Below are 19,835 nucleotides of genomic sequence, written 5' to 3'. Positions count from 1 at the left end.
CACCCGTACCGCGTCCTGCCCGGCCGCGGCCGGCAGGATGGTCGCGGTGACGGTCACCTCGACCGCCGGTTCGATCGCCAGCCAGCGAAGGGCCCGGACGTCGGTGACACCGACAACGACGCGATCGGGCACGACCGCCCGCGCCTGATCGATCATCAGTTCCAGCACGGCGGTCATCGGGACCACCGGAAACCTGTCGACGAGGTGCGGCCACCGTGGCGGCTGCCGGTAGAAGCAGTGATCGATGATGTACGGCATCGTCTCGATCGACAATGTGCGCCGAACATGCCGGACGTTTCGCCCGTCCGGCGGCACCGGCGAGCCGGCCGGCGGGACTGGTGGCCCAGCCGGCGCCCCGGCCGGCGGAGCCGGACGTCCACCGGGCCCGGTGGCAGGGCCAGTGGCAGGACGCGCAGGTGGAGCCTGTGCGGCGACCGGTGTGTGCGTCCCGGCGGTGGCAGGTGCGCTGGCCGCCCACTGCGCCAGGACGGCCGAGACCATCTCGTTGGTTTCGGTGACCAGCGCGTCGAACTCGGCGAGCACCGGATGACCGGCAACGTCGTGTCCGCCGGCTGGAGGGCCGAAGGCAGCGCGATCACGTTTTTCCTGCGATACCGGAGGCCCAAGTCCGCGGGTCGTTGTGGAAGGGAGCGGACGGGCGTGTGGGTGGGCAACCAGCGGGTCCGGGTCCGGGTCCGGAGCCGGGGCCGCCGGCATCAGCGACGCGGCCCGCTCCCCGAGACGGACCAGCGGGGCCCCCAGGTTGAGCAGCATCGGCCGGCCACGGTGTGCCGGCGGGGACTCCGGCTCGCCGACGGCGGCTTCCGCACTGTCGCGGGCGGCCGGCGGTGACAACGGTGACGGCAGCGACGGTGATGGCTGCTGCGGCCGGGAGACCGGGACCGGTGCCGCCGCAGGAGGGTCCGCGCACGGCAGCAGGTCCATACGAGGTGCGGCGCCTTCGGCCCAGAGCGCGGCCGCCACCCGCCGCAACTGGTCCAGGCCCGGACGTTTCGGGGTGTTCGTGACGACTGTCAGGTGCTCCCTGCCCGGCAGCGTGTCCTGGACGAAGCCGGCAATACTGCCCACCCCCACCTGGACGAAGACCCGCACGCCTTCGGCGTACAGCCGCTCGGTGAGCTGGCGGAACCGGACCGGCTCCAGTAGATGGCGCACCGTCAGCTCCCGGATCCCCTCGTGATCTTCAGGGTAGGGTGCGGCCGTCGTCGCCGACCACACCGGCACGCTCGGCGGGCGGATCGGGGTACTGGCCACGTCGGCTCGGACCTTCGCCAGGAACGGGGAGAGGAAGGGGGAGTGGAAACCGGAACGGAACGGCAGGATCCGGCCCAGCACGCCCCGGCCGCGCAGCCGTTGCAGGGCGGTCTCGACGCTGCGCTCCTCCCCGCAGATGATCGACTGGTGGGGGCAGTTGTCGTGTGAGACCACGACGTCCGGGAGCTCCGCGATGGTGGCGGCGGCCATGTCCGCACCGCATCCGAGTGCGCCGAAAGCCACCCCCGGCACCTCGAGGGAGTACGGTTCGAACGAGTTGATGAACCTGTCCACGTGCTCGTCGTCGATCAGCCCGGCAGAGATCATGGCATTCCACTCGCCGATGCTGTGACCCCCGACGAGGTCGGGGAGGATCTCCATCCGGCGCAGTGCCGTGTCGAGTATGCGTCCCACCTCGACGCTGGCGACCCCGTGTTCCCCGAGCACCCTCGTGTCTCCGGTGCCCGTGTTGCCACTACCCGTATCGCCACTGCCTGTTCCCGCGCCTGCGGCGGAGGGAGCGTTCGGTCGCGTCAGCGCGAAGTACGCGCTGACGTCGTCCACCCGTGGGTGGAAGTTGTCCTCCAGTCCGCAGAACAGGAACGCTGTCCGGCCCGGCTCGGCGGCGCCGCCGAGCAGCGGTGACCCGGTGAACCACAGGTCGTTGCGACCGCGCCAGGGCCGGCCGCGTTCGACGACCGTTCGGGCGAGCGCCAGCCGGCGCCGGTCCGGCGCGACGATCGCAAGCCGGTAGGGTCCGCCGTCTGGTGGGGCGGTGGCGTCGTCGCGCGCCAGCAGTTCCCGGTCGGGGACGGCGAGCGCGCGGGCGATCTCCGCCGGGCTCGCCCCGGCGAGCAGCAGCACCCGCTCGACGCCCGGTTCCGCGGACGGTTCCACAGACAGTTCCGCGGGCGGGACCGGGAATGCGATCGACGGGGCGTTCGACGGCTGCGGCGCCTCCTCGACGACCACATGCGCGTTGATCCCGCCGAAACCGAACGCGTTCACCCCGGCCCGGCGCGGCGAACCGTCGTCGACGTCCCAGGCGTCGGCTTCGAGTACCGGTCGCAACCGCGTGCCCGCAAACGCCGGATGCGGTTGCTCACAGTGCAGTGTCGGCGGCAGCGTGCGATGGTGCAACGCCAGTGCGGCCTTGATGAGCCCGGCGGCGCCCGCCGCGGGCATGGCATGCCCGATCATGGACTTGACGGAACCGACACCGATCGGCTGCGCACCCTCGGACATGCCGAAGATCCGCCGGAGGGTGGCCAGTTCAGCCGTGTCCCCGGCCGGGGCCGCGGTCCCGTGGGCTTCGACGAGACCGAGCGCGCCGGGTGCCTTCGGGTCCAGCCCCGCGTCGGCCCAGGCCCGCTCGACAGCCAGCATCTGCCCGTCGGACGCCGGCGCCAGCAACGTCGACGTCCGCCCGTCACTGGCCGAGCCGCAGCCGCGGATCACCGCGTATATCCGGTCACCGGCACGTTCGGCGTCGGCCAGCCGCTTGAGGACGACCATGCCGACACCCTCACCGATGAGGATGCCGTCGGCCCGCCGGTCGAAGGGACGGATCCGCGAACTCGGCGACAGGGCCCGCAGCAGCGAGAAGACACTCCAGAACGTCACCTCCTGTACCAGATGGACACCGCCGACGATCATGGCGTCCGCCCGGCCGCCGGTGAGCTCGCGCACGGCCGTCTCGACCGCGATCAGGGACGACGCGCAGGCCGCGTCCAAGGTGTAGGCCGGGCCGTGCAGGTCGAGCCGGTTGGCGATCCGGGACGCGGCCAGGTTGGGCACCAGCCCGATCGCGGCCTCGGGACGGTGCGGACCGAGCGTTTCGGTGAACGCGGCATGCACCCTGGCCAGCTGCTCGGCCGTGAGCGTCGGGACGAGTTCGGACAGGCTGGTGACCAGTTGCGTGGAGACCTTGACCCGCTGGTCCAGCCGGGCCATCCCGGACCCGAAGTAGCCGCCGCGGCCCAGCACCACCCCGGTCCGATCGCGATCACCGAGTGCGTCCTCACCGCCGGCGTCCGCGATCGCCTCGGCCGCCACCCGCAAGGCCATGAGCTGGTCGGGTTCGGCCCAGTCCACGGCCAGGGGCACGATCCCGAACCGGGTCGGGTCGAAGGTCGCGAACTCCTCGACGAAACCGCCGCGCCGGCAGTGGATCCGGTCGCCGGCCGCCGTGGGACCGTCGCCGGAACCGGGCTCGGAGCCGGCGTGGAAGAACTCCGGGTCGAAGCGCTGCGGCGATACCTCCCGGATGGCGTCCACCCCGGTGACGATGTTGTTCCAGTAGGTGTCGAGGTCGCCCGCGCCGGGGAACACCGCCGCCATCCCGACGATCGCGATCCCTGAATCCGGGTTCAGGGATCTGTCAGGCCCGGGCATCGAACGCATCCGGCGAGCCGCACATGTAGACCACCTGCGGGTCGTCCACGTCGGCAGCGGCCAGCTCACGCAGGACCGCGGCGACCCCGGCGTCCGGATCGATCAGCCCGATGCCCCGCTGGGCGTAGGCACGTTCCAGCTCCGCGGAGACCATCCCCCCGCCGGTTCCCTCCCCTGCTCCCGCGCCCCTGCCTGCGGAATCGGACGATCCCCACGGGCCCCAGTCGAGCGACACGACACGGCCGCGAAAACGCCTCGCCCAGGCGTGGGCACAGGTGTCGAGCGCATCGTTGGCGGCGGAGTAGTCGACCTGGCCCCGGTTGCCGAACACCCCGGACACGCTGCCGAAGAGCACCAGGAAACCGAGGTCGGGCCGCAGCGCGCCGGCCAGCGTCCGGGCACCGTCGACCTTGGTCGAGAACACCCGCTCGAACGACTCCGGTGTCTTGTCCCGCAGCAGCTTGTCCTCGCAGACACCGGCACCGTGCACGACCCCGTCGATCCGGCCGCGCTCGGCGTAGATCGTCACGACAACCGCGCGCAGAGCGCCCGCGTCCCGTACGTCGACAGCGTGATAGCGGACGAAGGACGCGGTCTCGCTCAGGGCCGCGATGGTGGCCCGCACCTCCCGCTCGGCGAGCAGCCGCGCGACGCGGGCCTCGATCTCGGCGGGCCGGCGCAGGCCGGCGGCGATCAGGGCGCTGCGCAGCGCCGGCGTGTCCACCGCGGTGGCCGTCGCCGGGTCCTCGGCGGCAACCGGCAACGGTGTCCGGCCGACCAGCTCGATCCCGCAACCGGTGGCGCGGGCAAGCCCGAGGGCGACCCTGGCGGTGATACCGCGCGCTCCACCGGTGAGCAGGACGACGCAGTCCCGGCCGAGCTCTCCCAATGCCCCGGAGACCGGGGCCTCCCGGACCTGCCAGAGCGGCTTCCGGACCTCCCGGAGCGACTTCGCCGATCCGCCAGGAACCCCGGATCCGGTAGGAACCCCGAGCGCGAGAGAAACATCATCGCGCCGCCTTCGGCCCTCCAATGATCCAGAAGCCTGGGCCGCCGGGCTCGCGCCGGCCCGGGGGAGCTCGGCCGGCACCACCCGCAGGGCCGACCGGACGCCGTGGCGGTAACCGGTCACAGGCGGGGCATCCGGCGTGAGGAACTCCGTGAGCAGGTATTCGGCGAGCCGGGTCGGCGCCTCCTTCGGATCGAGGTCCACCGCGCGGATCACCACGTCCGGCGCCTCCCGGGCAAGCGTGCGCGCAAGACCGGCCATCCCGATGCTCGGACCAGGATCATCGCCTGCCACGCGGCCGAAACTGCCCCCGCTGCCGGTCGCGATGACCAGACGCCGGGTACCACCGGAGACCGCGGCCTTGATCGGACCAAACGCGGCAGGCAGGACCGGTGGCGCGTCCCGGTCCACGGGCGACACCCACCAGACGCCGTCCGCTGCGACACCGCTGGCAAGCTGATCGGCGAGAGCGTCGTCGTCCACGGAGAACATCCGTACGAACGCGCCCTGCTGCTCCAGCAGGGTCGTCAGTGCCAGACCGATACCCAGACCGCCTTCGACCACGGCGAACCGGCTTCCGGTCAACGGTCCCGGCCCGGCGTGGGTTCCAGGCCCGGCGTGGGTGAGCAGGTCGGGGAGCGTACCCGGCGACGGCAGCGGGACGACCTCGACGACGAACCGTCGAAACGGACTCGCCGGATCCGCCGGCCCGGTATCGGCGTCCGTGGCGGTTACAGGATCCGCGACGGTTACAGGGTCCGTGTCCGTTGCGGGATCCGCGTCCGGACGGGTGACGATCCAGTCGACGATCCCGCGGATGGTCCTGACGGTCGCGAGTTCCTCGACAACCTCGTCGGCCAGGCCGCCGCCCTCGGCAAAGCCGGCCCCCCGCTCTCCGGCGGCGCCCAGACCGATCCGCTCCGCCAGCGCTCCCAGGATCTCCGTCCGCTTGATCGAATCGATGCCCAGATCGGCCTCGAGATCCAGGTCCGCTTCCAGCATCTCGGCCGGATAACCCGTCGCGGACACGATCACCTCCACCACCGCGCCCAGCAGCACGTCCGGATCCCGGGATACCGACCGCGGCGACGCCGCCGCCGCGACCCGGGCGTCATCGTGACCGGCGGTCCAGCCAGGTGACCGGAGCTGGTCGGCCGTGGCCGGCAGGAGGGCATGATCAGCCGTGGCGGACGGCGGTGCATGGTCGTCGACTGTGGCCGACAACAGGGCTTGGTCGACCAGGGCCGGTGGCGAGGCGTGACCGAACGTGCTCGGCGGCAGGGATGCCGGGGAGACCATCGGGGCCGCGGGATCGACCGGGGACACAGCCGACGCCCGGTCCGGGACGCCCAGGTAGTTCAGGACGACGTCGCGTTGCGCGGCGACCAGCTCGCGGGTCGCCCGCAGGAACTCGATCACAGTGGCATCGGCGGTCCCCGCGGGGGGTGGGACGACCGCCGTTCCTCCTCCCGCCACCACGGTCTGCACGGGCTGCGCCGGCGGTTCGGGAGCCGGCAGGCGGGTCAGTTCGTCCGCGGGCACCAGCCCGCCGGGCAGGTGACGACCGTCGGACGTCCGCACCAGATGGCCGTCGACGAGCCAGCCGGGTCGGCGCGGGCAGTTCACGGCCGAGACCACCTGTGCGTCACGCCCGGCGAACAGCGGTGCGGTGTCCACGGTGACGCCGGCTGCCGCCAGCTCCGCCAGCGCGAGCAGGAGCCGGCGGAGCCCATGGTCACCGGGGACGTCCGTGGCGACGGCCGTATGCGGCCGACCGCGCAGGATCCTGCTGGTGAGCCCGGTGAGGACCCGGCCCGGCCCGACCTCCACGAAGATCCGTACTCCGGCCGCGTACATCGCCTCGATCTGTTCGACGAACCGGACGGGCTGGGCGACCTGGCCGGCGAGGGTCTGCCGCACCGCGTCGGCGGTGTCCGGATACGGCTGCGCGGTCATGTTCGACCAGACCGGGACCGACGGCGGCGTAACGGTGACCTTCTCCAGGTCGGCGGCGAACATCCCGGCCGCGGCCGCGACCACCGGGCTGTGGAACGCGCATGCCACGGGGATCCGCCTGATGGTGAGGCCTTCGGCCGCCAGGAGCTGCGCCGCGACGTCCACCGCGGGAGTCGAACCGGAGATCACGGTCTGTTCCGGTGCGTTGTGATTGGCGATCACGACATCGGTCAGGTCCGCCGAGCCCACGCCCAGCGCTTCTCGAACCCGCTGCGCCGGGGCCGCAACCGCCGCCATCGTCCCGGGGTCGGCGGTTGCGGAGAAAGCGCTGGCGGCATCGAGGATGGCGACCGCTCTCGCCTCGCTCAGCGGCAGCAGATCGGCGGCGTCGACGGCTCCGGCCGCGCACAGGGCGACCAGTTCACCGTAGCTGTGGCCGCCGAGATGGTCGGGACGCACGCCGAGGCCGGTGAGGATCTCGTTCATGGCGAGACCGGCGATCCCGAGGGTCGGCTGTGCCGTCCGGGTATCGGTGATCGCCGCCTGCTGGGCGTCGGTGTCCCCACGGCTGAACGCGGCCGGCGGGAACATCGCCTTCACCCACTTCTCACCGCGTTCGAGCAGGTGCCGCAGGCGCGGGAAGGCCACGAACAGCTCCGCCAGCATCCCGGGCCGCTGGCTGCCCTGGCCCGGGAACAGGAAGGCGACCTTTCCTTCCACGGCTCCTTCCGCGACGCGGCCTACCTCGGCACGGCCGCCTCCGTCTGCGACGAAGATCCCGGCCTTCGCGTCGTGGGTGAACGCGCGTGCCCGCTTCACCAGGTCGGCAAGCTCGTCCAGGTTGGTCGCGACGAACGCCACCTGGACGGGCCCGCCGCGCTTGGCCGCCACTGTCGCGGCCAGGTCACGCAGCTTCCAGGGACGCCCGGCGCCGTCGTTGACCCGGATCAGCTCGGCGAGCCTGTCCAGGGTGCGGCAGGCGGCCGCCTGGTCGGTGCCACGGACGACGAACAGTTCCGCGGGCCAGGCGTCCAACCCGTGGGCGGGTTCGGGAGCACCGTCATAGGCGGACAGCACCACGTGGAAGTTGGTCCCGCCGAACCCGAACGCGGACACCCCGGCATGCCGCCGCGACGCCGGTGCCGCCCACGGCCGGGCGCTGGTGTCGAAGAAGAACGGGCTGATCTCGGCGTCCCAGGACGGGTTCGGCTGGGTGATGTTGAGGGTCGGGGGGCGCACACCGACCTCCAGCGCCTTCACGGCCTTGATCAGACCGGCCAGCCCGGCGGCACACTTGGTGTGTCCTATCTGAGACTTCACCGAGCCGACGGCGCAACTTTCCTGTAGCGCACCGTGACCGGTGAAAACCTCGGTGAGGCTGGAAAGCTCCGTGCTGTCGCCGACGACCGTGCCGGTCGCGTGCGCCTCGATCAGACCGATGTCGGCCGGGGAGATCCCGGCACGCGCGTACGCCCGCTCCATCGCCAGCACCTGCCCGGCCTTGCGCGGGGCGGTCATGCCCAGCGCCCGTCCGTCGCTCGACCCGGCCACAGCCTTGATCACCGCATGGATGCGGTCGCCGTCGCGTTCGGCGTCGGCAAGTCGCTTGAGAACGACAACGGCCACCCCCTCCCCCAGGCAGATGCCGTCGGCGGCCGAGTCGAAGCTGCGGGACCGGCCGGTTGGCGACAGGGCGTGGACGGAGGCGAACAGCAGGAAGTCGTGGATGCTGTTGTGGGTGTCCACACCCCCGCAGAGCACGAGGTCCGAGGTGCCGCCGACCAACTCCTTGCATGCGGTGTCCAGCGCCGCCAGCGAGGACGCGCACGCCGCGTCGACCGTGTAGTTGACGCCACCGAGATCGAGACGGTTGGCGATGCGGCCGGCGATGACGTTCGCGAGCAGACCGGGGAACGAATCCTCGCCCAGTGTGGGCAGGCGTTCGTCGAGGGCGGGTGGGATCGTCCCGAAGAAGGCCGGGTAGCTCGAACGGAAGCCGTAGCCGGAGGCGAGATCCGCACCGGACTCGGCACCGAAAACCACCGACGTGCGCAACCGGTCGAACGGCCGGTCGTCGTAGCCGGCGTCGCGCAGGGCACGCGCGGTCACCTCAAGGGCCAGCAGCTGCCCGGGTTCTATGCTGCTCAACGACTTCGGCGGGATGCCGAAGCGCAACGCGTCGAACGGGACCGGGGAGAGAAACCCGCCCCACTTGGACGGCACCCGCCGCCCGATCTGCCCGGGACCCGCGCCGGAGACGTAATACAGGTCGGGATCCCAGCGGCTGCGGGGCACCTCGGTGACGGCGTCCACGCCTCCGACCACGTTGGCCCAGTACTCGCCCGTGTCGGCGGCACCCGGGAACACGCAGGCCATGCCGATGACGGCCACGTCCAACGGCCGGGCCTGCTCGCGGACGCGGTTGCGCTCGCGTGTCATGGCGCCCGGCCGGGTCGGGTGGGCCGCGGCGTCGGTGTCGATGCCGAGGGCAGCGGCCCGGGCTGCCAGTGCCCGGGTCGCACCCTCGCTCACCTGGGCGTGCAGGGCGTCCACCGTGGTCGGTTCCGACCGCAGCGCCGCCACCTGGCCGATCATGAACATGCCGTCGTTGCGCTGGGTGTCCTCGTCGACGGTCACCAGCCGACCACGGTCGCGGCGCAGACCCTTGCTCGCGATCCGCAGCCGGCCGAGGTTGAGCCGTTCCAGCTCCTCCCACACCTGCGCTGGAGCAAGCCCCCGGGCGAGCAGTTCGGCCCTGCGTTCGGCGAAAGTGCCGACAAAGGGCGACCGGGCGGCGCGGGTCGCGTGTCCCGGCGAGGTTTCCAACAGGACGGTGTCGTCGCAGTCCACCGCCACCTGCTGAAAACCGGGCAGGATCGCGCGGGAGGTGACCGCCTCGGCGGTGAACAGGTACGCGGTGCCCATGAGCACCCCGATGCGGGCACCGCGTTCGGCCAGGGGCGCCGCGGCCGCCGCGACCATCACCGCGGACTGTTCGTCGTGCACACCTCCGGCGAACAACACGTGCAGACCCTCGAAGAACACCGTGGCCGCGGACCGACCGCTGGCGACGGACACCTGTTCGCCATACGCCAGCAGCCCGGCGATCTGGGCCTCCCACAGCGGGAAGCTGGCACGCGGGCCGACATGGCCACCGCACTCACGTCCCTCGAAGACGAACTTGCGGGCACCGGCGGCGAGGAACCGGCCGAGCAGACCCGGCGAGGGCACGTGCAGGAAGGTGTCGATGCCGGCGGCCTCCAGGGACGCCGACTGGGACGGGCGGCCGCCGGCGATCAGCGCGCAGGGCGGGCGGACCTCGCCGATGGCCTCGATCTGAGCCGAACGGATCTCCGGCGGGGCGAAGCCGAGGATCCCGACGCCCCATGGGGCATCCCCGAGCAGGGCCCGCGTCTGTTCCAGCAGGGTACGGACCTCGCCGCCGCTCATCAGGGCCAGCGCGAGAAACGGCAGGCCACCGGCGTCGGCCACCGCCTTGGCGAACTCGGCCCGGTCGCTGACCCGCGTCATGGGTCCCTGCGCGACCGGGAAACGCAGACCCCGGTCGGCGGCAAAGGACGCGCCCGGGGCAAGCGGGGCAAGCCGGACCGCGGCCGCAAGCTGGCCCTCGACAGCGTCCCGGATCGCCGTGACGACGCCGCTGGCGGTGATGTGGCGGTCGGCCAAAGGCGCCGCGAAGGCGCCGTCCTGACCGACCGGCAGAAACTGTTCACGCAGGTCACGGGCACCGAGACGGTGTGCGACAGCATCCTCGTCCAGCTGCTGGCCGTCGAGCTGGGCGACTGGCAGATCGGGCCGGACATACACGCGATGCCCGGCGAGGACCGTGGTCTCGCTGCCGTCCATGCCCCGGATGGCGGCAGCGACCTCGGTCGGCAGCTCCATCTCCCGGACAAGTGCGAGCTGGACGTCCAGCACGACGCCGACCGCCCCCGCGGCAACAGCGGCCGCGGCGGTGTGTGGCCCCACTCCACCGGCGGCCCACACCGGCCGGTCCAGGTCACCGGCTGCGAGCAGATGCTGGAGCAGGGTGAACGTAGTCAGGGTGCCGACCCGGCCGCCGGACTCGCTTCCCCGGGCGATCAGACCGTCGGCACCGGCCGCGACCGCCGCCCGGGCCTGGGCAACCGAGGTGACCTCGACGAGGACGCGCCGGCGCCCGGTCGCGGCTGCGGTCTCGACATCCCAGCCCTCGTGGGCCGGCCCGGCATCCCCGACCGGCTCCGCCTCACCGACCGGCTCCGCCTCACCGACCGGTACGGTCTCTCCCGCCGGTACGGCCTGCCCGACCGGGGCAGGCGGCCCGGCCGCGAGGATGACGGTGTCCACCTCTGGCGGCAGTTCCCACGGCCTGATGGCGCAGCCGGTGGGCACCCGCACCCCGAACGCGCCTCGAGACCAGCGAGCCGCGTCCGCGAGCGCAACGCGCGCAACGGCGGCGTCACGTCCCAGGTCGAGAACACCGAGCCCGCCGGCTCGGGCCACAGCGGCAACCAGCCTCGCATCAGGCTCGGTGAAGGGAGTGATGGCAACGACGAGGTCCCGCAATGATCCGGGGACCTGGGCCTCCGGCGCCGCGAAAGAAACATCATCGCAGCGCCTCCGACCCTCCAGCGACCCGGGGACCTGGGCCTGCGGGCCGCGGTGCTTACTGGTGCTCATGGGTGGTCCCTCCTGACCCTGCACCGCCGCGTCAGCGCGTCGGCAGCGCTGCGGGCCGGGACGCTCCGGGCGGCCAGCTGTCTTCTTCCAGGCCTCCAAGCGCGCGACCACAACCACGATCGCACGCTCTTCGGCCAACCAGTTCCTCCAGACCTCCGGGCGGGCGACCACAACCACGATCGCGCTGCTTCCGGCCCCCTGACGACCGCGGGAGCCGGAGCGCACACAACGACACAACGCCGACACGTGATATTCACAATAATGTCGCAAAAAGAGGAAAAAAACCACAAAACTCATAACGGACCTCTGGTCGAACACGACAGGTTTCAAGGTCGACATCATTTCCCAGCAGATCATTGGCCGGTGGTCCGCAACGAACACCAACGGCGATCGACACCGGTTTACCGAGATCGGCAATTGCGGGTGCCGAGCCAGCTCCTTTCTCGGGCCAGCACGCCGTAGGCGCGGGCACCGTGCCACCGGATGCGTATCCGAAATTTTAGCTCCACGGGAAAACCGTTCAGCGGGACCCACCGTCCGGGCGCCACGGAGGAAACCGAGAGCGGACACAGCGCAGCTATCCATACACGGAAAGGAAGGTACACTGACCGCTTTGAGGACGCCTGGACGCCCGCGGCCCGATGCCGTTAACGAACCTTTGACAAAGGTGTTCGTACGACACTCCTGCAGCCGGTCGTCCCCGGTACGGATCGTCCTGCCATACCCGCCCGGCCCGGCCGGATGAGGATGTGAGTGAGCGCACCTGACAACCGACACACCGACGCCCGAGGCAGCCGAACCGCATGTTGCGCGCATGAGCGGGGCACCACCGGCCACGTTCATCCGAACAATCCCTGGCTCAGACCGGGGTGTGCAGGTCACGGCTCTCGACGACCGCCCCGTCCGACACCACCAACTGGTCGAAGGAGCCCTCGGCCTCGGCGATCCAGAACGCTCCACCGAGCGTTATCGGGTCCAGGTCGTGCCGTTGGGAAGCCCGGAACCGGCGGCGGCGCACCAGTACGACCCGCAGGGGTCCACGTCCGCCGAGCAGCGATCCCCACACGACGGTGAAGAGCACCGGCGGATGCCGCCCGTCCACCGACGTGGTGCCTTCCCGCCAGCCGAGAATCGGTGTCCGGTCAAGCGGCTGGTCAAGGCGCGTGGTGGAATCGTCGGCAGACCTCAGCCGCCAGTGCAGAAGACCCACCGGCGAGCTCACCAGTTCGACTTCCACACCGGAAAGCGGCAGTTTCATCCGGTCATGCACCTGGTCCATCGCGTCACCCCCGGGCCGCGTACCCCGGACCGGTCGAGGCCGCCGGTCCCACGCCGCAGACGACATCGCTCACCCTGCCATCGGATGCCGTCGCCCAGCGCCGCGAGGACAAAGATCCGTCAGTGACCACGCGTAGCGCATCCTCCGCATGGGGTGAGAGGAAGGTGGATTGGACCATATCGGCCCATAGCATGATCGGCTCATAGCATGTGGTACAGCGTGCGGCGACAGTGAAGCCGTCACCGATACGGCGGCGGCACCAACCGTACGTTATTGACGACCAACCCCACGTTCTTGACGGGCCGGAAACGTGCGGATAACCACGGTGGCCAGCGTGTTCTGCTCGGGTACGGCCGGAACTTCTCGCCGTCGCAGGTAATCGTGCTCGTGCGTATCGCCGGTCGGCGCAGCCGGTCCGGTGCGGTCCGCAATGCCTCAGTCCCGGGCCATCAGGGGATCACAACAGGTGGAATGCGCGGGCGCGGTGCACGGCGTCCCGGCGGCGGGCCACGTCGAGCTTCCGGTAGATGCTCTTGAGATGGGTCTTCACGGTGTTCACCGAGACGAACATCTCGCTGGCGATCTCCGCTGTGGTGAGCATGGTCGGCAGATAACTCAGGACCGTCTGCTCCCGACCGCTCAGCGGCTCGACAGCGGCCGTCAGTGACTCCGGTGGCCCCGCCGCGTATCCAGGCTGGGGAGAGCCCGCCGGTGCGGTCCCAGCCGAACTGGCCGAACTGGCCGAACTGGCCGGGCCGGCTGGGGCACGCTGCGGGACCAGCGCGTCCGGCTGGGAGGCGCCACCGGGAACCGCCGGTGGAATCCCGCGAACTGTCGTGGCCTGCCCGTCCGCTGGCCGCGTACGGGGGGGACCCACGCTCGGAGTGCTTCCGGTGGGGCGCACCACGGGCCTCCCGGTGGGGCCTGCGATCACCGGGTACGCAGGTGGCCGTGGGCGCGCCACCGCCGTCTGCGCCGCAGGTGGCCGTGGCGCAGACGGCTGCGATCCCGACGATCCGGTCGCAGGCACCGCCGTGGACTCGGCGGCTCCCGCCCGGGCGCGGCGCAGCAACCGGTCCACCAACACGGGGTGGGCGGCCCGCAGTCCGGGATGCGCCCGCAGCAGTTTCGTGATCACGTCCCCCGCGTCCACGAACGGGCGCAGTGAGCCTTCGTCCTCGGCCAGCGCCAACGCACGGGCCAAAGACGCGGTCGCCCGCGCCACGTCCCCGACCCGGTCGGCCACCACCGCGTCCAGCACGCAGGCGGCGGTGAGGCTGCCGATTCCGAATCCGGCGTCGGCCCGCAACAGCGGAGCGAGCATCGCCGTGGCCGCGGGCGTGTCCGCCCGGGCAAGGTAGATGCGCACCAGGGTGAGCACCTCGGCCGGGTCGGGACGGTGTTCGGCGGTCCCACGCCGCAGCAAGGTCAATGCCGCGTCCGGGTTACCCGCCGCAACAAGAAGATCGCCTTCGGTCGACAGCCGCGCGCGCAGACAGATATCGGGCAGCCCGACCGGACGATGGGCGGCCAGCAGGCGCCGGGCGGCCCGAACGTCTCCCGCACGCGCAAGGATGGCCGCGTTGAGCAGGGCGAGAAGCTCGGCGGTCACCGGCTGTGGCCACTTCTCGCAATATCTTTCCGTCTCCTGGGCGTGGCGTCGGGCGGTGGCAAACTCGTCGATCTGGTAGGCGACGACGGCCATCGCAAGGTGAGCGTCGGCGAGCCCGGTGACCGCACCCGGCCGGAACCGGTCACCGCCGGTGCCGACCGACCGGCTCCGGCCGGCGTCCACCGCTTCACCGGCCCATGCCCGGGCATGGCGCAACCGTCCACGCCAGGCATGGAGCAGCGCAAGGCCACCCAGGCAGGACAGCTCCACGTCGTCCATGCCGGCCTCACGGGCCAGGCGCAACGCCGTTCGCAGGGTCTCGGACGCGCTGTCCAAACGACCCCGCCACAGCTCGGCACGCCCCCGGGTGGCAAGAGCGACGGCCCGCACGGCGGGCAAGCTCCTCCACTCGCCAGGATCACGGCACTCGGTCGTCTCGTGCGGACGCTGACCGGCACGCAACAGCCTGCGGGCGTAGTTGAGCATCCCGTCGGTGTCCGCCTGAAGCTCGGCGCGCCGCACCTCCAGGCAGTCCAGGGCGGTCGCCACCAGACGCCTGCGATTCGCCGGCAGGTTGGCCACCCCGGCCCGCGCGTCTTCCAGGCAGCCGACCGCAGCCTCGGCGTCACCGGCCCGGACGCAGCGAGCCGCCGCAACGAGCGCGCACTCGGCCGACTGGTCAGCCGATCCGCCGGGGAAGGAGTCCACGAGCGCACCCACCTGATCGGCGTCCGCGCCCGGGCCGCCCGGCCCTGTGATCACACCGAGACCGCTCTCGACGAGCAGGCAGGCGGCATAACGCCAGTCTCCGGCGCGGCAGGCGTGCCGCACGGCGGCGGACAGGTCCCCGTAGTCGGCGAACCACATGGCGGCGCGCAGGTGCAGTTCAGGTTCGTCCTCTCGGGCCTCTCGCACGAGATCGGCGTGCAGGGTCTCGGCAAGGAGCCGGTGGAAGCGGTACCAGGTGTCATCACCGTCGACACCGATCACGAACGAGTTGGTCCGGGCCAGGTCCGCCAGCAGCATCCGCCCGTCCATGACCGGGGTGTCCCGCCCGTCCGCGGCGGATCCGGCGACCGGGGTGAGCGCCGCGGCCGTCCCGCCGGGTTCGGCGGCGACGACGTCGAGCAGTGGCCCGGTCAGCCGGTCGAGCACGCTCGCGCGCAGCAGCAGGCGGCGGACCGCCCACGGCTGGCGCCCGAGGACCTCCGCACTGAGATACTCGGCGACTTCGCGGCCGGCGCGGCCGGGATACCCGGCATCCCCACCGGCCAGAGGCGCGCGGTCCCCATCGGTGAGGGGCGCGCGCGCGGCCCACAGCCGCAGGCCCGCGGCCCAGCCTTCGGTCCGCTCCAGCAACTGGTCACGACCGGAGTCGGACAGATCGACGCCATGGGCGTGCAACAGCGCGGACGTCTCCTGGGCGATGAAGGCGAGGTCGGCGGGGCCGATCTCGATCAACCGGCCGTCGAGGCGCAGCCGGTGCAACGCGAGGATCGGATAACGCGAGCAGAGCACGAGCCGCAACGTCGGCCCGGTACAAGCCGCCAGCAGCTCGAGCCCGGCGACCACGACCGGATCCGTGATCAGATGCACATCATCAATGATCAGTACAACTGGTGCGGACAACTCGGTGAGGGCGTTGGCCAGCTCCCGCCAGAACCATCCGGACCCGCCGGACCCGCCATCGCCGATGAGCGGCAGCGCACCGCCGACCGGGCCGCTGCCGGTCGATCCGCTGCCGGTCGGGCCGCTGGCAAGCAGACTGCTGACAGCCGGTCTGGAATGAGCTGTGCCGGCTCCCGCCGAGATGGCACCACAGCGCTCCAGCGAGCACAACAGGTGGAACCACAGCTCGGCGGTTGCCTCGCCGTCCACCGACAGCCATGCGATCGGTCCCGGCCAGCGGGCGGCGGCAGCCCAGGACGCGGCAAGGACGGTCTTGCCGGACCCCGCCGGCCCATTGATCACCGTGACTCCACCACGAACACCTCGGTCGATGGTCTCCCAGAGGCGGATTCGCGGGATGTGGATGGCGGGCAGCGGTGGCGCGTTCGTTCGCGAGACAACAAGGGGCACTCTTGCGCCGGATTCATCCGGGTAAAAAGTAACGGCCGCGGACGACTTACCGTCAACCATGTCACAACCCCCCACCGACCAGGCGCGCAACGTAGTGGTATCGCGACAAGCGGTTATGGGCAAGACGAGAGCGATGACCAAACAACCACGAACCCCCAGGAAAGGGATCAGTCGCGGCCGGGTTGCGACGTGCCCTACGGCGTCGTACTCCTGAAGGTATGAAGATCGAAAACGTCGAGTGAGCTCCGGAGGCTACCAGCGCCCTCCGGTACCAACTCCCACCGCCGGCGACCGAGGCCGGATTCCCCGGAGCCTCCGAGCGACCCGGGGACCTTAAGCTCCCCGGACCTCCCGGATCGGTTCCCGGACCTCCCGGATCAGCTTCCGGACCCCGCGCACGAAACAATCATGCTCGCGCGGCCTTCGGCCGACCGGGTTCCTCGGGGCCGCCGAGCGCGCGAAAAACCATGGCCGCGCGCTCTTCGGCCCACTGGGCTCCTCGGGGCCGCCGAGCGCGCGAAAAACCATGGCCGCGCGCTCTTCGGCCCGTTAGGCGGCGCAGTCCGAGCAGACCGCGCGATGAGCGTCCGCGAGCTGACTGCGGTGGTGGACGAGGAAGCAGCTCGTACAGGTGAACTCGTCAGCCTGTCTCGGCAGCACCCGCAGGGACAGCTCCTCGTCACGCACCTCGGCGTCCGGAAGATCCAGTTCGGCCTCGAGAGCATCAACATCGTCTCCGAGATCGGCGGCAGCCCCGGCACGCTGTGCCTTCAGCGTCTCCAGGCTCTGCTCCTGGAGTTCGTCGTCCTCGACGTCAGCGCCCCGCCGGGCGTCGAAGTCACGAGCCATTGAGTCTCCTTCCTTACAGTTCCAATCGTTCCTTACGGTTTTGATCAGCCGTGTGCGCAGGACGCGACGCACGACCGCATGTCGGTACCCGTTCAGACCCATACCCGAACAGGATCGAGCGGCTACAATACGCAACGACTCTGGCGCGGGCACAGCCGACGACGTTTGTCCGCATCCACGCGTGGTCGACACAGGACAACGGATCTCCCCCGACCGACGCGTACAATACGGTCCCGCGCGGCAACAGGCCAGACATCACGTGTTCGCCTCGGTGTCAGACCCGACACATCTGTCTTCCCGCGGCATTCCAGCACCCCGCGGCAGCATTCGAGCAGATGGGTCGATAACGCCGGCACGGTCGGATCCGGGCAACCCGGGAACCCAGGCCTGGCGGACGTCCCGGATCGCCTCTGTCGATCTTCGCCGATCCGGTGCGGAACCCGGGGCGAGAAGAACCATGATCGCGCATCCTTTGACCGGACCAAGCGATCGTGCGGCCCAGGCCAGGCCATATGATCATTAAGCTACCGGGTCGGGGCGGTTCGTACCGGAATCGCCGCGCAGTGCCCGAGCTCGCCCACGGACCCGGGCCGCCGATCGGACGCCCCCGTCCTCGGCCGTTGCCGAACAGGCAGGCCCCTGTTGCCGAACAGGCAGGCCCCTACAGATACAGGCCGGTCAAACCGTCATCGAGACGTTCGGCAGCCACCGCGTGCACATCCCGCTCACGCAGGAGCACGTAGGTCGTGCCGTGCAGCTCGACCTCGGCTCGTTCCTCCGGATCGTAGAGCACCCGGTCGCTCACCTGTATGGTACGCACGGCCGTACCGACCGCGACCACATCCGCCCAGGACAGGCGCTTACCCATCTGCGCTGTGGCAGGAATGACGATCCCGGCCTTCGAACGCCGGTCGGCCGAGTCCTCACGAGGGGCGACAAGAACACGATCATGAAGAAGTCTGATCGGCAACGATCCGGCACGCATGTCCACACCAGCCATGCCGCCAACGCCAGCCATACCGTTGACACCGCCGGAAGCAACACTCACACGCCGGACACTACCCGCCTGTGCAACATCGTCCTACAACGGCAGACGCCACAGCTGTCCATACCAGCTCACCAACACCCCACGACAACCGGCGGACCGCGGATTCCCGGTACAAACGCACAAACCTCCCCGGATGGGGAATGCACCCCCAACGGGGTATAAGCTGCCGCCCATCGCCGGCCTCACACTGTTGCCAGGTCGGTGAGCCGGCGCCGGGCCGCAGCCGGGCCCCTCACATCGCCCGGCTGCTCCGGTACCGAAGGCAACGGTGGGTCGGCACGCTGGAACCGTGAGATGAGGCGCGACGATGGCTTTGCGAATCAGTGTGGACCTTGACGGCCTACGCTGGGCTGATCTTTTCCGGTTCGTCGATCTAGCCCGCAACGGCGGCATCGGGCCGGAGGACCAGGTAGACGTGATCACATACGGCAGTGACCCGCTGTCGGTCAGCCTGTCGGCACGGATCTACCCGCCGGCGGACATCTTCGGGCCGGGCGAAGCCGAACTGGGCGGCGAATCGGCGGGCCGCTCAGGCGTGCCGGCCGTCGCCGCACCACCGTCACCCAACGGTTCGTCATTCGGGTACGACTCGCCTGCCGACGAGCGCGGATCGGGCGGCAACGGCACCCACTACCCGGCGTTCGAAGCCGCCGGGGAACGTCTCGGCCAGGGCAGCGCCCCGAACCTGCCCTCGTTCTCGGGCGGGTACGACGGGCAGGGCGAACGCGGCGCCGCACCGACCGCGGTCGCTACCCACTACCCGGCCTTCGACGGTCAGGGGGAACGCCTCGGCCCCGGCGGGGCGGGCGGGCAGTTCGCCGGGTTCGAACCGGTCTTCGACCGGCAGGGCGGCCTCAAGGAACCGGGCGGTAACGGTCCGGGCGTTCCGGGCCAGGTCGACAGTCCGTACATCGAGGAGTTCGCCCGTCTCCAAGAGGGCCTGATGCGCCAGGTCCGCCGTCCGGACGAGGTCCGTCCCGAACGGGGATGAACACCACGACGGTCAACCGTGTAACACTGTGCGACCAGCTGTTATGCGACCGGCAGCTATGTGACGACGCTGTCGCCGGGCTACGGTCACCCAGCCGTCAATAACAAAAACAGTATAGATAGCTACAAAAAGTAGCATGACGGCCAGACCGACCGGTCAAGGACGGTACCGGTAACACTTCCCACGAAGCGATGGTGCATGCTGCCTTCGATGGAGGATCAGCGGACGGACGAGGTCGAGCGCTACTGCAACCAGTTGCGCTCGGAACTTCACATGATTTCAAACGGCCCCGTCCTGGCCGGTCCGAAGATGATCGAACACATCGGATCCCTGCTCACGCTCCTCGGCCTCCACCAGCCGAACGAGTTCGACCTGTGTGTGAGCTGTGACCGGCTCTGGCCGTGTCCGACGGTCGTGGTCGTCACCGGCACGCCACAGGCAGACAACAGAATGCCGGCTTCAGACCTGGGCGGCAAGCAGCCGCATGCGCAAGCAGCCGCGGACATCACCCCGGCATCGGCGACGATGGCAAGGCCTGCCCTGGCCGCCGCACCCGTAACCGTCGCCGCGCGCACGGCCCCGTCCGCGCCGGTTCCCACCGCGGCGCGGACCGCCGTAGAAACCGGCGACGCCCCCGCGGCCCCTGCGCCCCCGCCTCTC

General features: G+C 70.6%; 7 protein-coding genes and 1 pseudogene. 2 read left to right on the top strand and 6 right to left on the bottom strand.

What is annotated here, in order from left to right; genetic code table 11:
• The 6 genes from CV1CTNOD_RS06120 to CV1CTNOD_RS06095 all read right to left on the bottom strand — a co-directional run.
• The coding region (locus tag CV1CTNOD_RS06120) for a type I polyketide synthase (RefSeq protein WP_242606410.1) at positions 1-3,669 on the bottom strand (3,669 nt) is incomplete at its 3' end.
• On the bottom strand, positions 3,656-11,317 hold the full coding sequence (locus tag CV1CTNOD_RS06115) for a type I polyketide synthase (protein WP_131785193.1): 7,662 nt from the start codon (positions 11,315-11,317) through the stop codon (positions 3,656-3,658). The genes CV1CTNOD_RS06115 and CV1CTNOD_RS06120, both read right to left, overlap by 14 nt.
• 859 nt (positions 11,318-12,176) lie before the next feature.
• Positions 12,177-12,596 carry a hypothetical protein gene (locus tag CV1CTNOD_RS06110; RefSeq protein ID WP_131785192.1) on the bottom strand — a complete coding sequence of 140 codons (420 nt, stop codon included), beginning with the start codon at positions 12,594-12,596 and terminating at the stop codon, positions 12,177-12,179.
• Between the two features lie 457 nt (positions 12,597-13,053).
• Positions 13,054-16,179, bottom strand: a complete 3,126-nt coding sequence (locus CV1CTNOD_RS24460; RefSeq protein ID WP_165485337.1) for a LuxR C-terminal-related transcriptional regulator — start codon at positions 16,177-16,179, stop codon at positions 13,054-13,056.
• A 657-nt stretch (positions 16,180-16,836) separates the two neighbouring features.
• The gene (locus CV1CTNOD_RS06100; protein ID WP_131765819.1) at positions 16,837-17,136 is read right to left on the bottom strand and encodes a DUF4193 family protein; all 300 of its coding nucleotides are present in this window, start codon (positions 17,134-17,136) and stop codon (positions 16,837-16,839) included.
• Positions 17,137-17,797: 661 nt separating this feature from the next.
• Positions 17,798-18,184 carry a GroES family chaperonin gene (locus tag CV1CTNOD_RS06095; protein ID WP_043603102.1) on the bottom strand — a complete coding sequence of 129 codons (387 nt, stop codon included), beginning with the start codon at positions 18,182-18,184 and terminating at the stop codon, positions 17,798-17,800.
• 307 nt (positions 18,185-18,491) lie between these two features.
• On the opposite strand from CV1CTNOD_RS06095, the gene CV1CTNOD_RS06090 reads away from it, so the two are divergent.
• A complete protein-coding gene (locus CV1CTNOD_RS06090; protein WP_131785191.1) occupies positions 18,492-19,175 on the top strand; it encodes a hypothetical protein in 684 nt (227 codons plus the stop codon).
• A gap of 198 nt (positions 19,176-19,373) precedes the next feature.
• Positions 19,374-19,835, top strand: a pseudogene (locus CV1CTNOD_RS06085) (hypothetical protein); the annotation flags it as partial.

Origin of the sequence: Protofrankia symbiont of Coriaria ruscifolia, assembly GCF_900634745.1 — a bacterium.
Lineage (GTDB): Bacteria > Actinomycetota > Actinomycetes > Frankiales > Frankiaceae > Protofrankia > Protofrankia californiensis.
Note: the sequence above shows the minus strand (reverse complement) of the source record. Positions and strands in the feature narration are given on the sequence as shown.